This is a genomic window from Chryseobacterium subflavum (assembly GCF_055762745.1).
On the sequence record NZ_JBVTMR010000001.1, the window covers coordinates 66,240 to 82,685 of the forward strand.

General features: G+C 36.3%; 14 protein-coding genes. 9 read left to right on the forward strand and 5 right to left on the reverse strand.

The features are described 5' to 3' along the window. Nucleotides 1-26: 26 nt before the first annotated feature. Both AC0INN_RS00315 and AC0INN_RS00320 read right to left on the reverse strand, forming a co-directional pair. Nucleotides 27-617: a hypothetical protein gene (locus tag AC0INN_RS00315; protein ID WP_172276623.1), complete on the reverse strand. Its 591-nt coding sequence runs from the start codon at nt 615-617 to the stop codon at nt 27-29. An 85-nt stretch (nt 618-702) separates the two neighbouring features. Beyond that, nucleotides 703-1,638, reverse strand: coding sequence for an alpha/beta fold hydrolase (locus AC0INN_RS00320; protein ID WP_273650916.1), 936 nt, complete (start codon nt 1,636-1,638; stop codon nt 703-705). A gap of 206 nt (nt 1,639-1,844) precedes the next feature. Here AC0INN_RS00320 and AC0INN_RS00325 point away from each other — a divergent pair, with 206 nt between their 5' ends. Beyond that, nucleotides 1,845-3,131, forward strand: a complete 1,287-nt coding sequence (locus AC0INN_RS00325) for an adenylosuccinate synthase (RefSeq protein ID WP_172276629.1) — start codon at nt 1,845-1,847, stop codon at nt 3,129-3,131. 275 nt (nt 3,132-3,406) lie between these two features. Here the strand turns inward: AC0INN_RS00325 and AC0INN_RS00330 are convergent, their stop codons facing one another. The 3 genes from AC0INN_RS00330 to AC0INN_RS00340 form a co-directional block, all read right to left on the reverse strand. Then, entirely contained in the window at nt 3,407-4,231 is an 825-nt protein-coding gene (locus AC0INN_RS00330; RefSeq protein ID WP_306611148.1) for an N-acetylmuramidase domain-containing protein, read from the reverse strand. 68 nt (nt 4,232-4,299) lie between these two features. Further along, the gene (locus AC0INN_RS00335; protein ID WP_306611150.1) at nt 4,300-6,129 is read right to left on the reverse strand and encodes a hypothetical protein; all 1,830 of its coding nucleotides are present in this window, start codon (nt 6,127-6,129) and stop codon (nt 4,300-4,302) included. A 68-nt stretch (nt 6,130-6,197) separates the two neighbouring features. After that, nucleotides 6,198-7,808 (reverse strand): hypothetical protein, encoded by a 1,611-nt coding sequence (locus AC0INN_RS00340; RefSeq protein ID WP_172276639.1) that lies wholly within the window; start codon nt 7,806-7,808, stop codon nt 6,198-6,200. A gap of 385 nt (nt 7,809-8,193) precedes the next feature. On the opposite strand from AC0INN_RS00340, the gene AC0INN_RS00345 reads away from it, so the two are divergent. The 8 genes from AC0INN_RS00345 (at nt 8,194) to AC0INN_RS00380 (ending at nt 16,412) form a co-directional block, all read left to right on the forward strand. After that, nucleotides 8,194-9,033 carry an energy transducer TonB gene (locus tag AC0INN_RS00345; protein WP_306611152.1) on the forward strand — a complete coding sequence of 280 codons (840 nt, stop codon included), beginning with the start codon at nt 8,194-8,196 and terminating at the stop codon, nt 9,031-9,033. A 164-nt stretch (nt 9,034-9,197) separates the two neighbouring features. Further along, nucleotides 9,198-9,971 carry a ParA family protein gene (locus AC0INN_RS00350; protein WP_172276645.1) on the forward strand — a complete coding sequence of 258 codons (774 nt, stop codon included), beginning with the start codon at nt 9,198-9,200 and terminating at the stop codon, nt 9,969-9,971. Between the two features lie 78 nt (nt 9,972-10,049). Continuing rightward, nucleotides 10,050-10,940 carry a ParB/RepB/Spo0J family partition protein gene (locus AC0INN_RS00355; RefSeq protein ID WP_172276648.1) on the forward strand — a complete coding sequence of 297 codons (891 nt, stop codon included), beginning with the start codon at nt 10,050-10,052 and terminating at the stop codon, nt 10,938-10,940. Beyond that, on the forward strand, nt 10,941-11,579 hold the full coding sequence (locus AC0INN_RS00360; protein WP_172276651.1) for a DUF5683 domain-containing protein: 639 nt from the start codon (nt 10,941-10,943) through the stop codon (nt 11,577-11,579). 31 nt (nt 11,580-11,610) lie between these two features. Then, complete coding sequence (gene dapB / locus AC0INN_RS00365) at nt 11,611-12,312, forward strand: 4-hydroxy-tetrahydrodipicolinate reductase (RefSeq protein WP_172276654.1); 702 nt, start codon at nt 11,611-11,613, stop codon at nt 12,310-12,312. Between the two features lie 78 nt (nt 12,313-12,390). Next, complete coding sequence (gene lepB, locus AC0INN_RS00370; RefSeq protein ID WP_273650920.1) at nt 12,391-14,046, forward strand: signal peptidase I; 1,656 nt, start codon at nt 12,391-12,393, stop codon at nt 14,044-14,046. A gap of 58 nt (nt 14,047-14,104) precedes the next feature. Continuing rightward, nucleotides 14,105-14,728: a WbqC family protein gene (locus AC0INN_RS00375; RefSeq protein ID WP_373428002.1), complete on the forward strand. Its 624-nt coding sequence runs from the start codon at nt 14,105-14,107 to the stop codon at nt 14,726-14,728. Nucleotide 14,729: 1 nt separating this feature from the next. Next, nucleotides 14,730-16,412 carry a S8 family serine peptidase gene (locus AC0INN_RS00380; protein ID WP_172276663.1) on the forward strand — a complete coding sequence of 561 codons (1,683 nt, stop codon included), beginning with the start codon at nt 14,730-14,732 and terminating at the stop codon, nt 16,410-16,412. Nucleotides 16,413-16,446 lie beyond the last annotated feature (34 nt).

Here is a 16,446-nt window from a genome sequence, read left to right on the forward strand (position 1 = left end):
AATCCTTCGGAATGATAATTTAGCACCTATTTTATTTCAATTTTCGGTAATTGATAATTTCCAACTACTTCTATTAATTTGGAAGAGTTATTTTTCAAATTATTGAAGAAACTTTCTATGTTTTCTTTATATCCCCTTTCACTAACGCCGAAAAGTAGGACTCCTTTACTTTTATTGTTTGAAATAAGTTTATAACGGTAAACATTTCTTTCTGCGATGAGTATTTCTTTCCCATCTTTCGAATTCTCAGTAATGAGAAAATCTAAGATATATTCTTCGCCGTTTTCATAGATTTTGTAATTGACGACCGGATTGGATTTTTTCAGGTTCTCAAGTTCTGTTACTTTTCGATTAATTACATCTTCAATTTTAAGAGTTCCCTGAATATAATCGATCATAACTAATGTGCCGTATTTTTCGATTTTCTCGGTTGGGCTTAGGTATTCTTGTTTGTAATAATTCTCATTAGGATGAGAGCTCCAGATTAGATTATAGAATGTATTATCAATTTTAATAGGTCCGGGAATACTCAGATACTCATTAATTTTATTTTGTGCGTCTAAAGAAAGAGAAGAGTATAGAAACAGGATAATAAGAAGGAGTGATTTTTTAGGCATGTTTGCTTTTAATTTTGTGTTGGTATTGATGATCAAATATACAATAATCAAAATACCTAAAATGAAAGAGTTATAAGAATATTTGTTACAAAAGTTTCTCAATCCACTTGTAAATATCATCCAGAACCTCTTTCCGGATTTCCTCATTCATAATTTCATGCCTCATTTCAGGATAGATACTGTAATCCACCTTAATGAATCCATTCTGTTTTAAATTATTTACTGTTTGCATAACTCCTTTTCCAAAATTCCCGATAGGATCGTTTTTTCCACTAACAAATAAAAAAGGGAAGGATTTGGAAATGGGATTTGCCCAGTTTCTTTTGGTTGCTTTTTTATACAGTTTGAATAATGCATAAAATGCATTGTTGGTAAAAGGAATTCCAGAAAGTTCATCCTGAGTAAAAGCATCTCTATTGGCTTCATTGAGGCTTAGCCAGCTTGTGTCGCCAAAATTTTTATCTTTTCTGAAATGGTTGTTGTTTACGAAATTAAAAAGTGAATTGAAAAATGTTTTTTGTTTAGGTGCTATTTTATTGGCGATTGAAAAATAGGTATTCAAAAGACTGATACCCGCTAAAGTACCTCCGGTGCCAACGATGATAGCTCCTGTAAGCCGGGTGCTAATTCTTTGAAGAAGACACCGTGTAACAAAAGAACCCATCGAATGACCGAGGACAAAATGTGGTACATCAGGATATTGATAGCTTAGGTGATCACTCATCATTTCCGCATCATCGATCAATTTTTTATCCGGTCGGTTCAATTGAAAAAATCCGATATCTTTTTTTTCTTTCACTGATTTTCCATGTCCCAGATGATCGTAAGTGATTACAGCTAATCCGTGACCGGCAAAATATTCTGCTATTTCATTATATCTTCCGCTATGTTCCTGCATTCCATGGATAATTAAAAGACTTGCCTTTATCTCATTCTTCTCAGGGGTAAATACATTGTAAAAAAGTTGAGGCTGATCGCTGGTATTTTTAGACAAGTATCCTGTTTGATGTAATGTTCTCATATCATAAACTATCTTTATTATTCTCAAACGCTACTCAAATATACACATAAATAAAAGATTTTTGGTTTGATGATAGATCAATGATGTCGTAAAAAATGCTTGTAATTCTATGATTTTAAACTAGAATGAAAATAAATTTTCCACATAATTTGCCCACCCTATTTTTTCAGAGTAATTTTGCATGAATCTAAAAACAATAGTAAAATATGTCAACTTACGTAGTTGTAGGTCTTCAGTACGGAGATGAAGGTAAAGGGAAAATCACGGATGTTTTATCCGCTAAATCGGATTATGTAGTACGTTTCCAGGGTGGAGACAATGCAGGTCATACGGTTTATGTGGGTGATGAAAAATTTGTTTTACACCTTCTTCCTTCAGGAGTTTTGCAGTGCAAAGGAAAATGCATCATTGCCAATGGAGTAGTGGTGAATCCTAAATCTTTCATCAAAGAAGTTAGCCAGATTGAGAGCAAAGGTTTAAGAACCGACCATATCTTTATCAGCAGAAGAGCGCATGTGATCATGCCTTACCACATTCTTTTGGATACTTACCGTGAAGAAGAGCATGGAGGAACTCAGATCGGGACCACTAAAAAAGGAATCGGACCTTGTTACGAAGATAAAATTGCAAGAGTTGGAATCAGAATGATAGATCTTCTGAATCCTGAGATTTTAAGAGAGAAAATAGAGAAAAACCTTAAAATTAAAAATTCTCTTTTTGAAAAATACTACGGAAAACCGACTTTAGACGTAGAAGAAATTTACAACGAATTTTTAGAGATAGGAAAACAGCTTCAGGACAGAATTGTAGATACAGAAGTTGAATTGAATGAAGCGATCAGAGATGGTAAAAACGTTCTTTTTGAAGGGGCTCAGGCATTGATGTTGGATATTGATTTCGGAACGTATCCATACGTTACTTCATCTTCTCCATCTACAGGAGGAGTTTGTACGGGAGCCGGTGTTCCGCCAACTTCACTTCAGAATCTTATTGGAGTTGCCAAAGCATACTGCACAAGGGTTGGAAACGGACCTTTCCCATCTGAATTGGATAACGAATTAGGAGAAAAAATCAGACAGATCGGTGGTGAATTCGGAGCGACTACCGGAAGACCAAGAAGAACCGGATGGTTGGATCTTGTTTCGTTGAAACATGCTTGTATGATCAATGGTATCAATAACCTTGTAATTACTAAACTTGACGTTCTTACAGGAATTGAAAACCTAAAAATTGTAACTCAGTATAAAACAGAAGATGGTAAAGTAATCGATTACTTCACTTCTTCTACAGAAAAATTATACAATTATGAGCCTATCTACCAGGATTTACCGGGATGGAGTGAAGATCTTACGAAGGTAAGAAGCTATGATGAACTTCCTGATAACGCTCAGAAATATATCGAATTTATCGAGCAGTATTTAGGAATCAATGTGTACTTGGTTTCTGTTGGACCGGAAAGAAGTCAGAACATTATCAGAAAAGAATTATTCTAATACTATAGAATATCATTTATAAAAAAAAGAGACTGTCACATGTGATGGTCTCTTTTTTTTGTGATCCATAAGGTTTATTCTTGTCTCTGTGAGGATTATTTGTGGTAAAATAATTTGTCACTCCATGTATTGTTGTTACATTTTGAATGTTAACTTAAATTATATATTGAAAAAAACTCCCACAGATTTCATCAATTAATCCGAATTTTTTTCTGTGAGAGTTTCAATTGCAGAACAAAGGGAACTTTTGAAATCAGTGTACTGCTTTTAACCATCTAATTCAAATATTTTGCATAAGCCTTAGCAAGCTTTTCATCGTATTTATTCTGCTTATAACCCGTACCATTATAGCCTTTTGCAAAATTGCCCCAGTTTTTATTTCTCAAATGAACCAAAAGTCCATTCTTTTCTAAAAACTTTCCAAAAGCTTTCAGGTGTTCCCCTTCATTGATCTCCATTTTAGATACAAAATCATTAACATCGGTATAACCCAGGTTTTTAGCATGAAATCCCATGATCTGAAAGCTTCCCCAGGATGCTGATGACAATGCAGCATCTTTAAATTTGACATCAGATCCTAAGCCTATAGCCTCATTTAATCGGTCATATTCTCTCACCCCACCCAGATAATAGGTTCTGGTCCATTTAGGATAAAGAATGTCTTTACTTGACTCGTTGTAATAAGAGTTTGGATTAATTCCTCGCTTTTCGAGTTCATTCCAGAAAATATGCCCTTCAAAAAGAATCTTAGGTTTATTGTTGATTAAAAAACCTTTTCCACTGCTTTCAATTTCATTAACGGCTTTTACAGCTGCTAATTCAAGGTCGTACTGATCAGCAAACGAGATAAGGTCACTTTCTTTAAGGAATTTATCCGTTGAGATAATCGGATTGGAATTTTTCTGCAATAATACTGCCCATGTTTTTATTCCGACAATTCCGTCTATTACTAAAGCATTTTTGCTTTGGAAATCTTTAACTGCCGCATCTACTTCCAGGCTGAAAGAATCTGAAATTTTAATAGGATATCCCAGCTTATAAAGTAGTTCACATAATGTGAGAACTTCAGGCGCTTTCGTATTGTATTTTAAGAGTTTCATGGTGTTTTTTTTGTTTATTAAAAGATTAAACTATTTTTGAGTAGGGTTCGTCCATATATTCACAAAAGTTAGCTAACGGGAATCTTTGGCATCTTCTCACAAATCATTCCGATCAAGAAAAATGACTTGAATTTAACTTCCTCTCTCTGAAGTTTGTATTCTAAATTAATAGGAGTTGTACTTGTTACACTGAAGTTTTGGTTCAAAACTGAGTAATCATCTATTCTCAGCTCAATACTGTATTCGCCTAATGCGATAACCTGATTGACAATTCCTGCTTCGTTTGTTTCTATTTCATAAATCCTGCTGTTGTTGGTTCCTTTAATGGAGATTGAACATTTATAAACAGGATCGTTATTGATTTTATCCAGGACCCTGAATTGTATATTCGCTCCTGATGATGGAACCTGGATAGGGTATTTTATGGGGACAAAGATTCCTGTATTTCTAATGGGGATTACAGGTTTTACTGGTGGAGCCGGAGTTATGGGTTGTGGTGTTGAAACGGGAGTAACCGGTCTTACATTCCTTACACTATTGAGAACATTCATATTAATTCTGTTGAATGCAGGGATCGGATGTACTTTGGCTGTTTCCGCAACAGGTTCAGATTCAGGTTTTGTTATGAATTCTGTGGCAGTAATCTTTGAGTTTTCATAAAGGGCTGTTTTTCTGGTTAAGTTGCTGAGCTGGTCGGATTTAATGGTTTTTACATTTGTAATGGCCTTTAAGAACTTTTGATTATTGTTTTTATTGACAAAGAGCTGCTGCTTCATGATCAGAGGACCAAAATAAATAAGTTGATCGGGGTTGTTGATTGCATCATTTGTAATTGAAGGATCTAAAATTATTTTCAGATTCTTTATTAAAATCATGGTCTTGGGAAAAGCAGGTAGTTTAAAATCACTCGAAATTGTTTGTCCGTCCGATATTTTTTTTGGCTCATTCCATTCAAATAGTTGCGAAAGCATAAAGTTTTTGCTGAACCAATTTCTTTTTAAATGCACAAAAGAATAATCCAGTTCAACCGCCTGAATAACGCCCTCGTCATAGTCAATCGAAAGAATTTCTGAGGGGAGGTTTTCGTGGGAGTTTTTTGCTTCCGTATATAAGGTTTCGAGTTCCTGTTTTTCAATTCTTATATTGTTCCATCCTGATTCATTTTCCATGAAATCATAAGGAATAAAATTAATATCATGAATAGAAGCATTAGTGATTACGTCGGTTTTTTCAGCTGCTTCAAAGGTGTTTTTAGCATTTTGGGCCATTGCGAGATAAACATCTGCATCAGAAGCTTTGTTGATTCTTGTCAATTCCTTATCGATGTTATCTTTATTTCCTTTTATTTTCCAATCTGAAAAGGCGATCTCTTTTGTTCCGTTTAAATGAGTAAGCTGATCATTCCAATTGTTTCTTTCCTCATCGCTGTCCAGATCGTCAAAAAGCTCGAGATGAGCTGTGATCTTATCAATTACCTGCTCATGAGCCAGCCTGTATTTTTTGTAAGCCTTAAATTCTTTAGTGTCATTCTTTTTAGCATCGAAAAGGATGGAACTTTCAATTGCCAGTGTCTTATCAAGGCTTTCTTCAAGATTTTTTAAATTGTTTTTATCTAGAATATCACGATAAATGTCAAACAGGGAATTGTTAGGATTCAGGTCCCAGAACTGAGAAGATATAGGAACTGAATTAAGTTCGTAGGCCATATTCTGCTTTTTAATGATAGAAAGGGCTTTTTTCTGATCATCGTTGAGCTGGTTTTGTGGCTTTAAAAGCTCAAGTTCTTCATTTTCATATACCCTGAGGGAAGGACATATCATGGGAAGGTCATTTTCCATCGAGCTTTGGGATAGATAAGTGTTTTTAAGTTTCTGGTAGACGGCAATAAAATATTTCATGGCATTAGTTTTTGTTTTTTAAATAACCGACAGAAAAAATCTGCCGGCTATTCTTGATGAGAAGGATATTATGATTTTCCGTCAGTCCATTTTTTGATCTCCGGATTAGGATCCGGTGATTTCGGAATGACATGGCATTTATAACCGATAATGTAGATTCCGTCAGAATTCAGTTTCTTTCCATTCCATTTGGCATTGGATTGTACATCCTGGTTATCGTAACTGTAGCTTCCGCCGAAAACGAACGGTCCTATTCCAACAGCAGCCCCCGCACTGACAGAGTTTTTAACATCCGTAAAAGCAGTACTGTTGTTTGTAAAATCAAGGCAAACGTCTTTAGCAATGATAAGCTCGGTAATGATAGAAGGCATTAACCCTTTTCCTTTTCCATCGCTGATGACATCGCCACTTAAAGTTTGAGGAGATTGTTCATGTAGTTTCCAGTATTTGGATTCAATAAAGTTTTGATTAAGCCATCCTCTTTCCACTCTTACTTTTCCAAGCTTGAAAGAGACCTTCATATTCGTATAATCTGTATTGATCTTTGTTTTTTCGTGCTTTCCGCCACCTTTTGCACCAATAGAGAAAATGCCCATGCTAAATCCTGCGGCTGCACCCCAGTTGTGAACTGATTTTGAATAATCATAATTAGATTCACCTTCTACGATGGTAACTGTGGGCCATCCTTTAGACTCTTTTAATGCATTAGCGGCAACCGGAACGGATGGTGAATAATTTGTATAGTCCAGAACCCTTGTTCTCTGACTGTTTCTGAACTCAGACTCCATCCTTTTTTTGATGACGAGCATGTTTTTCTGCTCTACCTCACTTAAATAATTTTGTATTTTCTCGACGGCTTCTTTGTATCCAAGAGATTGCCACGCTTTAAGGGATGCATCTTCTCTTTTTTTCATGTTCTTGCCATCGATCGATAATTTGGCCATTGCTTCCGCATCTCCGTTATCGGCAGCAGTTCTGATTTCATTATTGGCGTCTACGATATCGTAATATTTCATCTGATATTCTACATATTTAGAATACATCGGAGAAACGAAAGTGTGGAAGATCTCAGGTTTGTTTGTGTCGTCTATAGGTGAATTAGGATCAAAGTCTGTGTTTTTTACCTTCTTAATTTTGAAAAGCTTATCCCTTAACGTATTCAGCTTTTTTTCTACTTTTTCATCAAATTGAGTATCAACGACTACGGACCATTGCAAAAGATCTTCATATACTTTAGATACTCTTTTCTGGGAATCGTTCATAATGCTCATGATCGACATTACCCTTCCGTTGCCTGAACTGGTAAGCGGAGGAAGCTGAGAAGGAATGACATCCACCATTGCAGCAAATTGCTCCATTTGAAGATATTTTCTGAATTTACTGTTTGACAGGGCGTTCTGGTAAGCCTCCATGTCAATTTTCGGATTTCCGTTAGCATCCAGGATAGGTTCTCCTTTAGCGTCCAGCATTGGTTTTGGTGACGGGGCGTCCCCAAATAGTCCGTTGAGTGCGTAATCAAAGGTGTCTTCCGATAGAGTAATCCCTACCGGGTCAAATGAAATGAAATCATTAGGTCCCAGAGAGTCGGGGTCTCCACCATTGGTTACGGTGTCATACACTTGTTTTAAAAGCATGCTCATTAATGAGTTTGATTTTGCTTCTTGAGTTAAAGTTGGCATAATTATTAAGTTTTTGTTTTTTTGCTTACTCTTTTCGGTTTTCAGCATCCCCGGTTTGGTATGGTACAAATGTATTTTGACTCTGGGTTCAATATCTCAGTATTTTTCCTGTTTTAAGATGTGGTTTTTACTATTTTTAAAATATTAATGAATTTAATTAGTTAAAAATATAATATTGTTGAATAATTTTAATATCTATAATGGTGTTTTTAATACTTTATTATTGCTTGCATAGTTAATTTTATCGATTGTCATAAATTTTTTTAAAATATTAGTGTTTTGTTAATAAAATGGCAAATGTTTTGATGGTGTAACATTACTTATCGATAAGTGCTATAAAAACTAATAATCAGATTTTTTATTAACCGTTTAAATCTTTTAAGTGATGAAACACCTACACACTAATCAGGAATTTCGCTTCAATGAAGTTCTTTTCGAGCATCGTAACAAGGAATATGGCGCTTATGTTTTGAGAAATGAGTCCGATAAAATACTAACAAAGGCACTGTTTGTAGGTGTAAGTTTGTTGGCTGCGGTTTCCATTACTCCACTGATCATTTCAGCATTTAGTAACAGCACTCCGGTACATGTGCCTGTTGATGGGCCACCAGTAGTTATTAACCTCAAAGACCCCGCTACTCCTGAACAAACTCCACCAGTGCAGATCGTTAAACCTGTAACCCCTCCAAACACTAAACAGTATGATAGCCAGATACCAACACCAGCAGCGCATGCAATAGAGCCTGTAAAAGTTGAAAAGCCTGCCGATGCAGCTCCGGGTTTGGTTAATAATCTTGATGGGGAGTCGATCAAAAATACTTATATACCGCCGGCACCCCATATCGGAACAGGTCCTGCTGCTCCGCCGGCAAACCCACAGCCTGTACAACCTGCAAATCCCGGGAATTCCATAGTGGGTGCAGAAGCGCTTAGCGTTGAAGCTAATTTCGTAGGTGGAATCGATTCCTTCAGAAATAAAGTAATGAATAACTTTGATGGTTCCGGATTTGAGAGCGACGGAGTCGTTAAAACAACGGTCACTTTTATTGTTGAAATTGATGGAACTATTTCCGGTATCAAAGCCAATGGAGGAAATGCAGATTTCAATAGTGAAGCAATCAGAACAGTAAAATCGATCAGAGGAAAATGGATTCCTGGAAAAAATAAAAAAGGTGAAGCCGTAAGAAGTTATTTCAAATTTCCGATTTCTATGAAGTTTGAATAATCTATATCAAACAAATCTTGACAGTTATCCACAAAATACTATTTTTTGTGGATAATTTTTTTTAGGGTTAATTTCCTTATTAACAATATTTTAACTCATTTTACTTTTCATCATTCATTCAGAGCAAAGAAAAATGTGTATTTTTGAGGCTTAAAGTTCTAATAATGGGAAAAATCATAGGTATCGCTAATCAGAAAGGGGGAGTTGGAAAAACGACAACAGCTGTAAATCTTGCTGCGGCATTAGGGGTATTGGAAAAGAAAATATTAATCATCGATGCCGATCCTCAGGCTAATGCTACTTCAGGATTGGGTGTGGAAGATGTCCAGTATTCTACGTACAATCTTTTAGAACACAGTGTGGATACTGCCACTTGTATTAAAAAGACAGCAACACCAAATCTAGATATCGTACCATCTCATATAGACCTTGTAGCAGCTGAAATTGAATTGGTAGACAAGGAAGATCGTGAGTATATGCTGAAAAAAGCATTGGAAAGCGTAAAAAATGAGTATGATTTTATCATTATTGACTGTGCTCCGAGTTTGGGATTGATTACTGTAAATGCGCTTACAGCTGCTGATTCTGTAATCATTCCGATCCAATGTGAATATTTTGCATTGGAAGGTTTAGGAAAACTTTTGAATACCATCAAAAATGTTCAAAAGATTCATAACAAAGATCTGGACATTGAAGGTTTACTTCTAACGATGTATGATAGCAGGTTAAGATTATCCAATCAGGTGGTGGAAGAAGTAAATGCACACTTCCCGGAAATGGTTTTTGAAACCATCATCAGCAGAAATGTGAGATTAAGTGAAGCACCAAGTTTCGGGGAAAGCATCCTGAATTATGATGCCGAAAGTAAAGGAGCAATTCAGTATATTCAGTTAGCAGAAGAAGTTCTGTTGAAAAATGAAAATTTAGTAAAGAATTAATTAAGAGTAAATAATCGATAATTGCAATGTGGATCAGCTGATCTTGGTTGTAATTGTCATCATTTATCAAAAATATCTATGAAGGACAAAAAAAGAGCTATGGGACGTGGTTTGGGTGCTATTTTAAGTGCTGAATCCAAAGCTACAGTGAACTCTGCTACTGATGAGGGAGCGGATAAGTTTGTTGGAAATATCGTAGAAGTAGCGATTGAAGATATTTATCCCAACCCAACCCAGCCAAGAACTTATTTTGACGAAAAAGCACTCAATGAACTCGCTCAGTCTATAGAAAATTTAGGGGTGATCCAACCGATCACTCTTAGAAAAGAAGGCGAGAGATTTGAAATTATATCAGGGGAAAGACGTTTCAGAGCGAGTAAAATTGCCGGACTAACTTCTGTTCCTGCTTATATCCGTTTGGTAAACGATCAGGAGCTTTTAGAAATGGCTCTTGTTGAAAATATCCAGAGGGAAGATCTTGATTCTATTGAGATTGCATTGACGTATCAAAGACTTTTGGACGAAATCGGAATGACTCAGGAAAACCTTAGCCAGAGAGTAGGAAAAGACAGAAGTACGATTACCAATTCTATCAGGTTATTGAGACTAAGCCCGGATATTCAGAATGCTATCAGAAGTGGTGAGATTTCTGCAGGACATGGCCGTGCTATTATCAGTATGGAAAATGAGGAGCTACAACAAATTTTGTTTGACCTTATCATTAAAGAACAGTTGAATGTACGTCAGGCTGAACAGGCTGCTACAGCTTTAAAAAATCCAAAATCACCTGCTGCCAAAAAGGTAAAGGCTGAACTTTCCAATAACTATAAGAGAGCTCAGAAAACAATTGCTGACATTTTAGATGTAAAAGTGGAGATCAAAACCACCGGAAATGGTAAAAAAGGTAAAATTGTTCTTGACTTTAAGAATGAGGATGAATTGGAATATATTCTATCCCACATTAAATAAATGAAGAAATTATTGTTCACTTTTTTCTTGTGCCTGTATGCTGCTGCTTACTCACAAGTAAATCCTAATGATACCATTCGGGTAGAGCACTACCCGAAGGATAGTATCCCTGCCGCAAAGCCTCAAAAGTCTGAAGCTAAAGTGGTGGCTGATCTGGAAAAGGCCAACGGTCCCACAGCAAAAACATTAAAATTAAATCCAACAAAAGCGGGTTTATACTCGGCTGTTTTCCCTGGACTAGGGCAATTTTACAACAAAAAATACTGGAAAATTCCTATCGTTTGGGGTGCTGTAGGTACCGGAGTAGGAATAGCCATGTGGAATGATAAACAATACAAGAAGTACAGAGAGTACTATATTGCTAAATTGAACGGAACTCCTAATGAATTTATCGATAGTCGTCCATGGCTTGATAAAGTTGCACTGGCGAACGTTCAGGACAGAGCGAAAAGACAAAGGGACTATGCAATCGCAATTACCGGGCTGATCTATATCCTGAGTATAGTAGATGCTGTTGTAGATGCACACCTTTATGAAAGCCGCCATGACCCTGATTTAACTTTTAAACCTACAGTTATTCAGGACCAGTTTAGTATCGAACCTCCAAAGACCGGATTAAGTCTGAGTTACAGGTTCTAGATCGTAAGTAGGTATATCTAAAATAAATTACATGAAAATAGCATTAGTTGGATATGGAAAAATGGGCAAGATCATTGATGAGATTGCAACAAATAGAGGACATGAAGTAGTTGCCCGCCTTAAAGAAACTCCAACTGCTGAAAACCTTAATAATCCAGATGTTGTTATCGAGTTTTCGTTACCTGAAGTAGCTTTTAATAATATAAAAGCATGTCTGGAAAATAAAATTCCAGTGATTTGCGGTACAACAGGATGGTTAGAGAAAAAGGCTGAAGTAGAAAGAATTGCGGTGGAAAATCAGACGGCATTTTTATATGGTTCCAATTTTAGTTTAGGCGTTAATTTATTCTTTGCTTTAAATGAAAAGCTGGCTGATCTGATGAAAAATGTTAACGAATATTCTTGTCAGTTGGAAGAAATTCACCACATTCATAAACTGGATGCTCCAAGCGGAACGGCAATTTCTCTGGCCGAAGGAATATTTAGAAATAATCCCAAATTTGATGCCTGGAAGCTTGAAGAAACTCAGGGGAATCAGCTGGGTATTTTCGCTATTCGTGAAGATGAAGTTCCGGGAACGCACAGTGTCTTTTACAGGAGTGAAGTGGATGAAATTGAAATAAAGCATACCGCATTTAACAGAAACGGTTTTGCATTAGGGGCCGTAGTAGCTGCGGAATGGATTAAAGACAAGAAAGGAAACTTTACAATGAAAGATGTTTTAGGGCTTTAACTTGTAACAAATGCTCCAAATAGTAAACTAATAAAAACAGTTGCTCAACACAAATCAATAGAATAAGGCACGAAATTTATGAATTATTTTTTAACTTATACAGTATACGTTCTCATTTTATCCGTATTAATGGGGATTTCAACATGGAAGCTGTTCAAAAAATTAGGGTATAGCCCTTTATTTGCTTTTATACCTTTTTACAATTATTTTATTGTTTTAAAAGAGACCAAACACCCTAGATGGTGGGCTATTTTATCCTATTTGCCGATCGTAGGTCCGATTATGATGTCGGTTTTTCATATTTATCTTATGAAAAAGTTTGGAAAAAATCTTTTCCAGCACCAGCTTCTAACTGTTATTTTGCCGTTCATTTACATGGCTACGGTCAATTATTCTAAAGATACAGAAGTAGAAGACGAAAATGAGCTATTCCTGACGGATGAAGAGAAAAATGCCAAAAAGAAAGATTCCTTCATCGGTTCAGTGACTTTTGCTGTTGTATTTGCAACGATTATTCACGTTTTTGTAACACAACCTTTCGGTATTCCTACAGGATCAATGGAAAGAACCCTTTTAGTAGGAGATTTCCTTTTTGTAAATAAATGGAGCTATGGGTACAGGTTGCCGATGCGTCCGCTTGCAATTCCTTTCTTACAGGGAACAATCTTTGATTCCGGAGAAAAAGGAAACCCGAAGGATGATCCCAAATCTTATGTTGATGGAGTGACGCTACCTTACGCCAGAATAATGCAATTCAGCAAACCTCAGAAAAATGATGTCCTTGTTTTCAACTATCCTCAGGATTCAGTGCATACAGCTATTGACAGGAAAGACCCTTATGTAAAAAGATGTGTGGCAACTGCCGGCGATACTTTTGAAATGAGAGCTGGAAGACTTTTTGTAAACGGAAAACCAGAAACGGTGTTAGGGGATCAGGAAGTTCAGCACGCATATACAGTTAACACAGGTACTCAATTGGATATTCCAGGATTATACAATACGTATGGATTCTTACCGGTACGGGAAATGCAGACGGATAAAGGATTTGTATACATGTTCCAGGGATTAACCGATAAAACGGCTAAAGAGATCAAAGCATTGCCGAACGTAATTGATATGGAAGAAAGTATTTTTCCTAAAGACTCAGCTACGGTTCAGCACAAGCTTAACGCCGACAGAACGGCTTACACAAAAAGTATCGATACCACTCAATCTATATTTCCTATCAATAAGCCTTGGAATCAGGACTGGTACGGACCTCTTAGAATACCTAAGAAAGGTGATGTGGTCGCAATTAATAAAGAAACGCTTCCGATGTATCAGTGGATTATTTCGGAGTATGAACACAATAGCCTGGAAAATAAAGACGGAAAAATTTTAATCAATGGTAAGGAAGCCAATCAGTATACAATACAACAGGATTATTATATGATGGTTGGAGATAACAGAGATGCTTCACTTGATGCAAGATTCTTTGGTTTTGTTCCTGAAGAAAATATTGTAGGAAAGCCAATGTTTACATGGATGAGTCTGCAAGGTGTTTTCAAAGATGCCAGCTCTACATATCAGGCGCCTTTCAAGATCCGTTGGGAGAGAATGTTTAAAGCTACAAATACAGGAGAAGCCAATAAAACTTCATACTGGTGGATTGCAGCGATGATTCTTATTCTATTCTTCGGATGGGACTATTTTGTTAAACTATTCAGAAAGAAAAAAACTGAGGAGGATTTATAAAGTAAAATAAATTTTAAAATAGAATGAAGTATTTGAAAAAATACTTCATTTTTGTATTATGAATATGAAGAATGTATTATTACCGGTGTTTTATTTACCACCGATTTCCTGGTTTTCAGTGTTTTTAGATCCTGAAAATGAGGTTACTTTTGAACAATTCGAAAATTTTCCCAAACAGACGTACCGAAACCGGGCGAATATTTATGGGGCAAACGGAAAACTTTCTTTGATCATCCCGATCAGTCATACGGGTAAAAGACAATTCAAAGAAATAGAGATCTCCAACAGGGAAGATTGGAGAAAGCTCCACTGGAAATCTATCAAGACAGCTTATCAAAGTTCTCCTTATTTCGAATTTTATGAAGATAAACTGATCAGATTATTTGAATTAAAAGAAAACTATCTTTTGGATTTCAATCTTAAAGGTTTAGAGATCATACAACAAATCCTAAAAACGGAAAAGGCATACTCTTTGAATGAAGAGTATATCAAAAATCCTGAAGAAGTAAATTTCAGAGAAAAATTTTCTGCAAAATTTGCTTCCGAATATAAAATGGATGATTACTATCAGACATTTTCTGATAAAATGGGATTTTTAAGTGATCTGTCAATTTTGGACCTTATTTGTAACAAAGGGCCTGAATCTTTGACTTATATAAAAAATATTAAACAATCATACTAGCATGAAAAAGGTATTATTAGCTGCTGTCTTTTTAGCAGGCTTTAATTCTGCTTTTGCACAGGAAGCACAGGCGAAGAGCGTTGACCCGAAAGAAAATAAAGATTTAATGACCTGGTACCATAAAGATTTTGGAACAACCAAAGTATATGGTGTCAATACAGAAAATGCATATAAATATTTAGAATCTAAAGGTCTGAAGCCTAAGACTGTTGTTGTAGGTGTTCTGGACAGTGGAGTGCAGGTGGATCATCCGGGACTGATCAAAAATATCTGGTCAAACCCGAATGAAGTTCCGGGTAACGGAAAAGATGATGACGGTAATGGCTATATCGATGATGTTCACGGATGGAATTTTATCGGAGGAAAGAATGGTGATGTAGACGTGGATAATATGGAGGTGACAAGGGTCGTAGCTAAATATAAGCCTGTATTCGAAGGAGATGATTCTACTAAGAATAAAGCCAATCAAGCTAAAATGCCTGAAGAGTTTGCCATGTATATGAAGGCTAAAGAACTTTTCACAAAGAAAAGTGTTGAAGCTAAGCAAAGTCTCCAGCAATACACAATGATCAATGATCTGATTCCGAACATGATTAAATTGTTAGGAGGGAAATCAGTGACTTCTGAAAATATTGCTGCTATAAAGGCTCCAACAGAACAAAAAGATGCAATTGCACTTAATATTCTGACTCAGGTTGCCCATAGTCCTGAATTTGCAGGGAAATCTTCTGCAGATTTCGAAACTTCAATGAAGAAAGAAATGAAAGGCGCTATCGATCATTTTGCTCCTGCAGCAAAACAATATGATCTAAGCTATGATACAAGAGCCGAAATTGTTGGAGATAACTATGATGATTATTCTCAAAAAAATTACGGTAATAATCATTATCAGGGGCCTGATGCAGAACACGGGACTCACGTTGCGGGTATTATTGCTGGATTACCTCAGGGGAAAGAAGTTCAGTACGGGGTAGCTTCAAGAGTAGCAAAAATTATGTCCGTGAGAACTGTTCCTAATGGAGATGAGAGAGATAAGGATGTTGCTAACGCCATCAGATATGCTGTAGATAATGGAGCTAAAGTATTAAATATGAGCTTTGGAAAACCAGTGTCTCCCGGTAAAAATGTTGTTTGGGATGCATTCAAATATGCCGAAGATAAAGGAGTTCTCCTTGTAAAGGCAGCCGGAAATGAAAATGAAGATGTTGCTGAGCATCTTGCATATCCTACCAACTTTAAAAATATTACAGACGAAAAACCTTTCGTAAATAACGTGATTGTTGTTGGAGCAAGTACTAATAGAAACAATGAGTTGAGAGCGAGCTTCTCTAACTTTAACAAGAAAATGGTAAATGTTTTTGCTCCGGGTGAAGAGATTTATTCTACGGTTCCAACGAGTGAATATGAATATCTTCAGGGAACTTCAATGGCATCACCTGTTGTTGCCGGTGCTGCTGCGGTTTTATTAGCGTATATGCCTAATTTAAGACCTGACCAGATTATTGAAGCTCTTGTAAAGTCAAGTAATCCAAGTACGGAAAATGGATTTGCCGACCTTTCTCAAGCCGGAGGTGTTATCGATCTAAAGAAGGCTGCTGAATATGCTTATACTAACTTCTATAACGGTAAGGCATCAGCTGTAAAAAAGGCTACGAAATCCGTAAAAAAGGCCGTTAAAAAATAATATATTTCACTGTATTACAGTGTATGTGATAAAA

Excerpts from the sequence above, each read along its gene's own strand:
- AC0INN_RS00315 (WP_172276623.1), bottom strand. The coding sequence starts at position 617 with ATGCCTAAAAAATCACTCCTTCTTATTATCCTGTTTCTATACTCTTCT.
- AC0INN_RS00320 (WP_273650916.1), bottom strand. The coding sequence starts at position 1,638 with ATGAGAACATTACATCAAACAGGATACTTGTCTAAAAATACCAGCGAT.
- AC0INN_RS00325 (WP_172276629.1), top strand. The coding sequence starts at position 1,845 with ATGTCAACTTACGTAGTTGTAGGTCTTCAGTACGGAGATGAAGGTAAA.
- AC0INN_RS00330 (WP_306611148.1), bottom strand. The coding sequence starts at position 4,231 with ATGAAACTCTTAAAATACAATACGAAAGCGCCTGAAGTTCTCACATTA.
- AC0INN_RS00335 (WP_306611150.1), bottom strand. The coding sequence starts at position 6,129 with ATGAAATATTTTATTGCCGTCTACCAGAAACTTAAAAACACTTATCTA.
- AC0INN_RS00340 (WP_172276639.1), bottom strand. The coding sequence starts at position 7,808 with ATGCCAACTTTAACTCAAGAAGCAAAATCAAACTCATTAATGAGCATG.
- AC0INN_RS00345 (WP_306611152.1), top strand. The coding sequence starts at position 8,194 with ATGAAACACCTACACACTAATCAGGAATTTCGCTTCAATGAAGTTCTT.
- AC0INN_RS00350 (WP_172276645.1), top strand. The coding sequence starts at position 9,198 with ATGGGAAAAATCATAGGTATCGCTAATCAGAAAGGGGGAGTTGGAAAA.
- AC0INN_RS00355 (WP_172276648.1), top strand. The coding sequence starts at position 10,050 with ATGAAGGACAAAAAAAGAGCTATGGGACGTGGTTTGGGTGCTATTTTA.
- AC0INN_RS00360 (WP_172276651.1), top strand. The coding sequence starts at position 10,941 with ATGAAGAAATTATTGTTCACTTTTTTCTTGTGCCTGTATGCTGCTGCT.
- dapB (WP_172276654.1), top strand. The coding sequence starts at position 11,611 with ATGAAAATAGCATTAGTTGGATATGGAAAAATGGGCAAGATCATTGAT.
- lepB (WP_273650920.1), top strand. The coding sequence starts at position 12,391 with ATGAATTATTTTTTAACTTATACAGTATACGTTCTCATTTTATCCGTA.
- AC0INN_RS00375 (WP_373428002.1), top strand. The coding sequence starts at position 14,105 with ATGAATATGAAGAATGTATTATTACCGGTGTTTTATTTACCACCGATT.
- AC0INN_RS00380 (WP_172276663.1), top strand. The coding sequence starts at position 14,730 with ATGAAAAAGGTATTATTAGCTGCTGTCTTTTTAGCAGGCTTTAATTCT.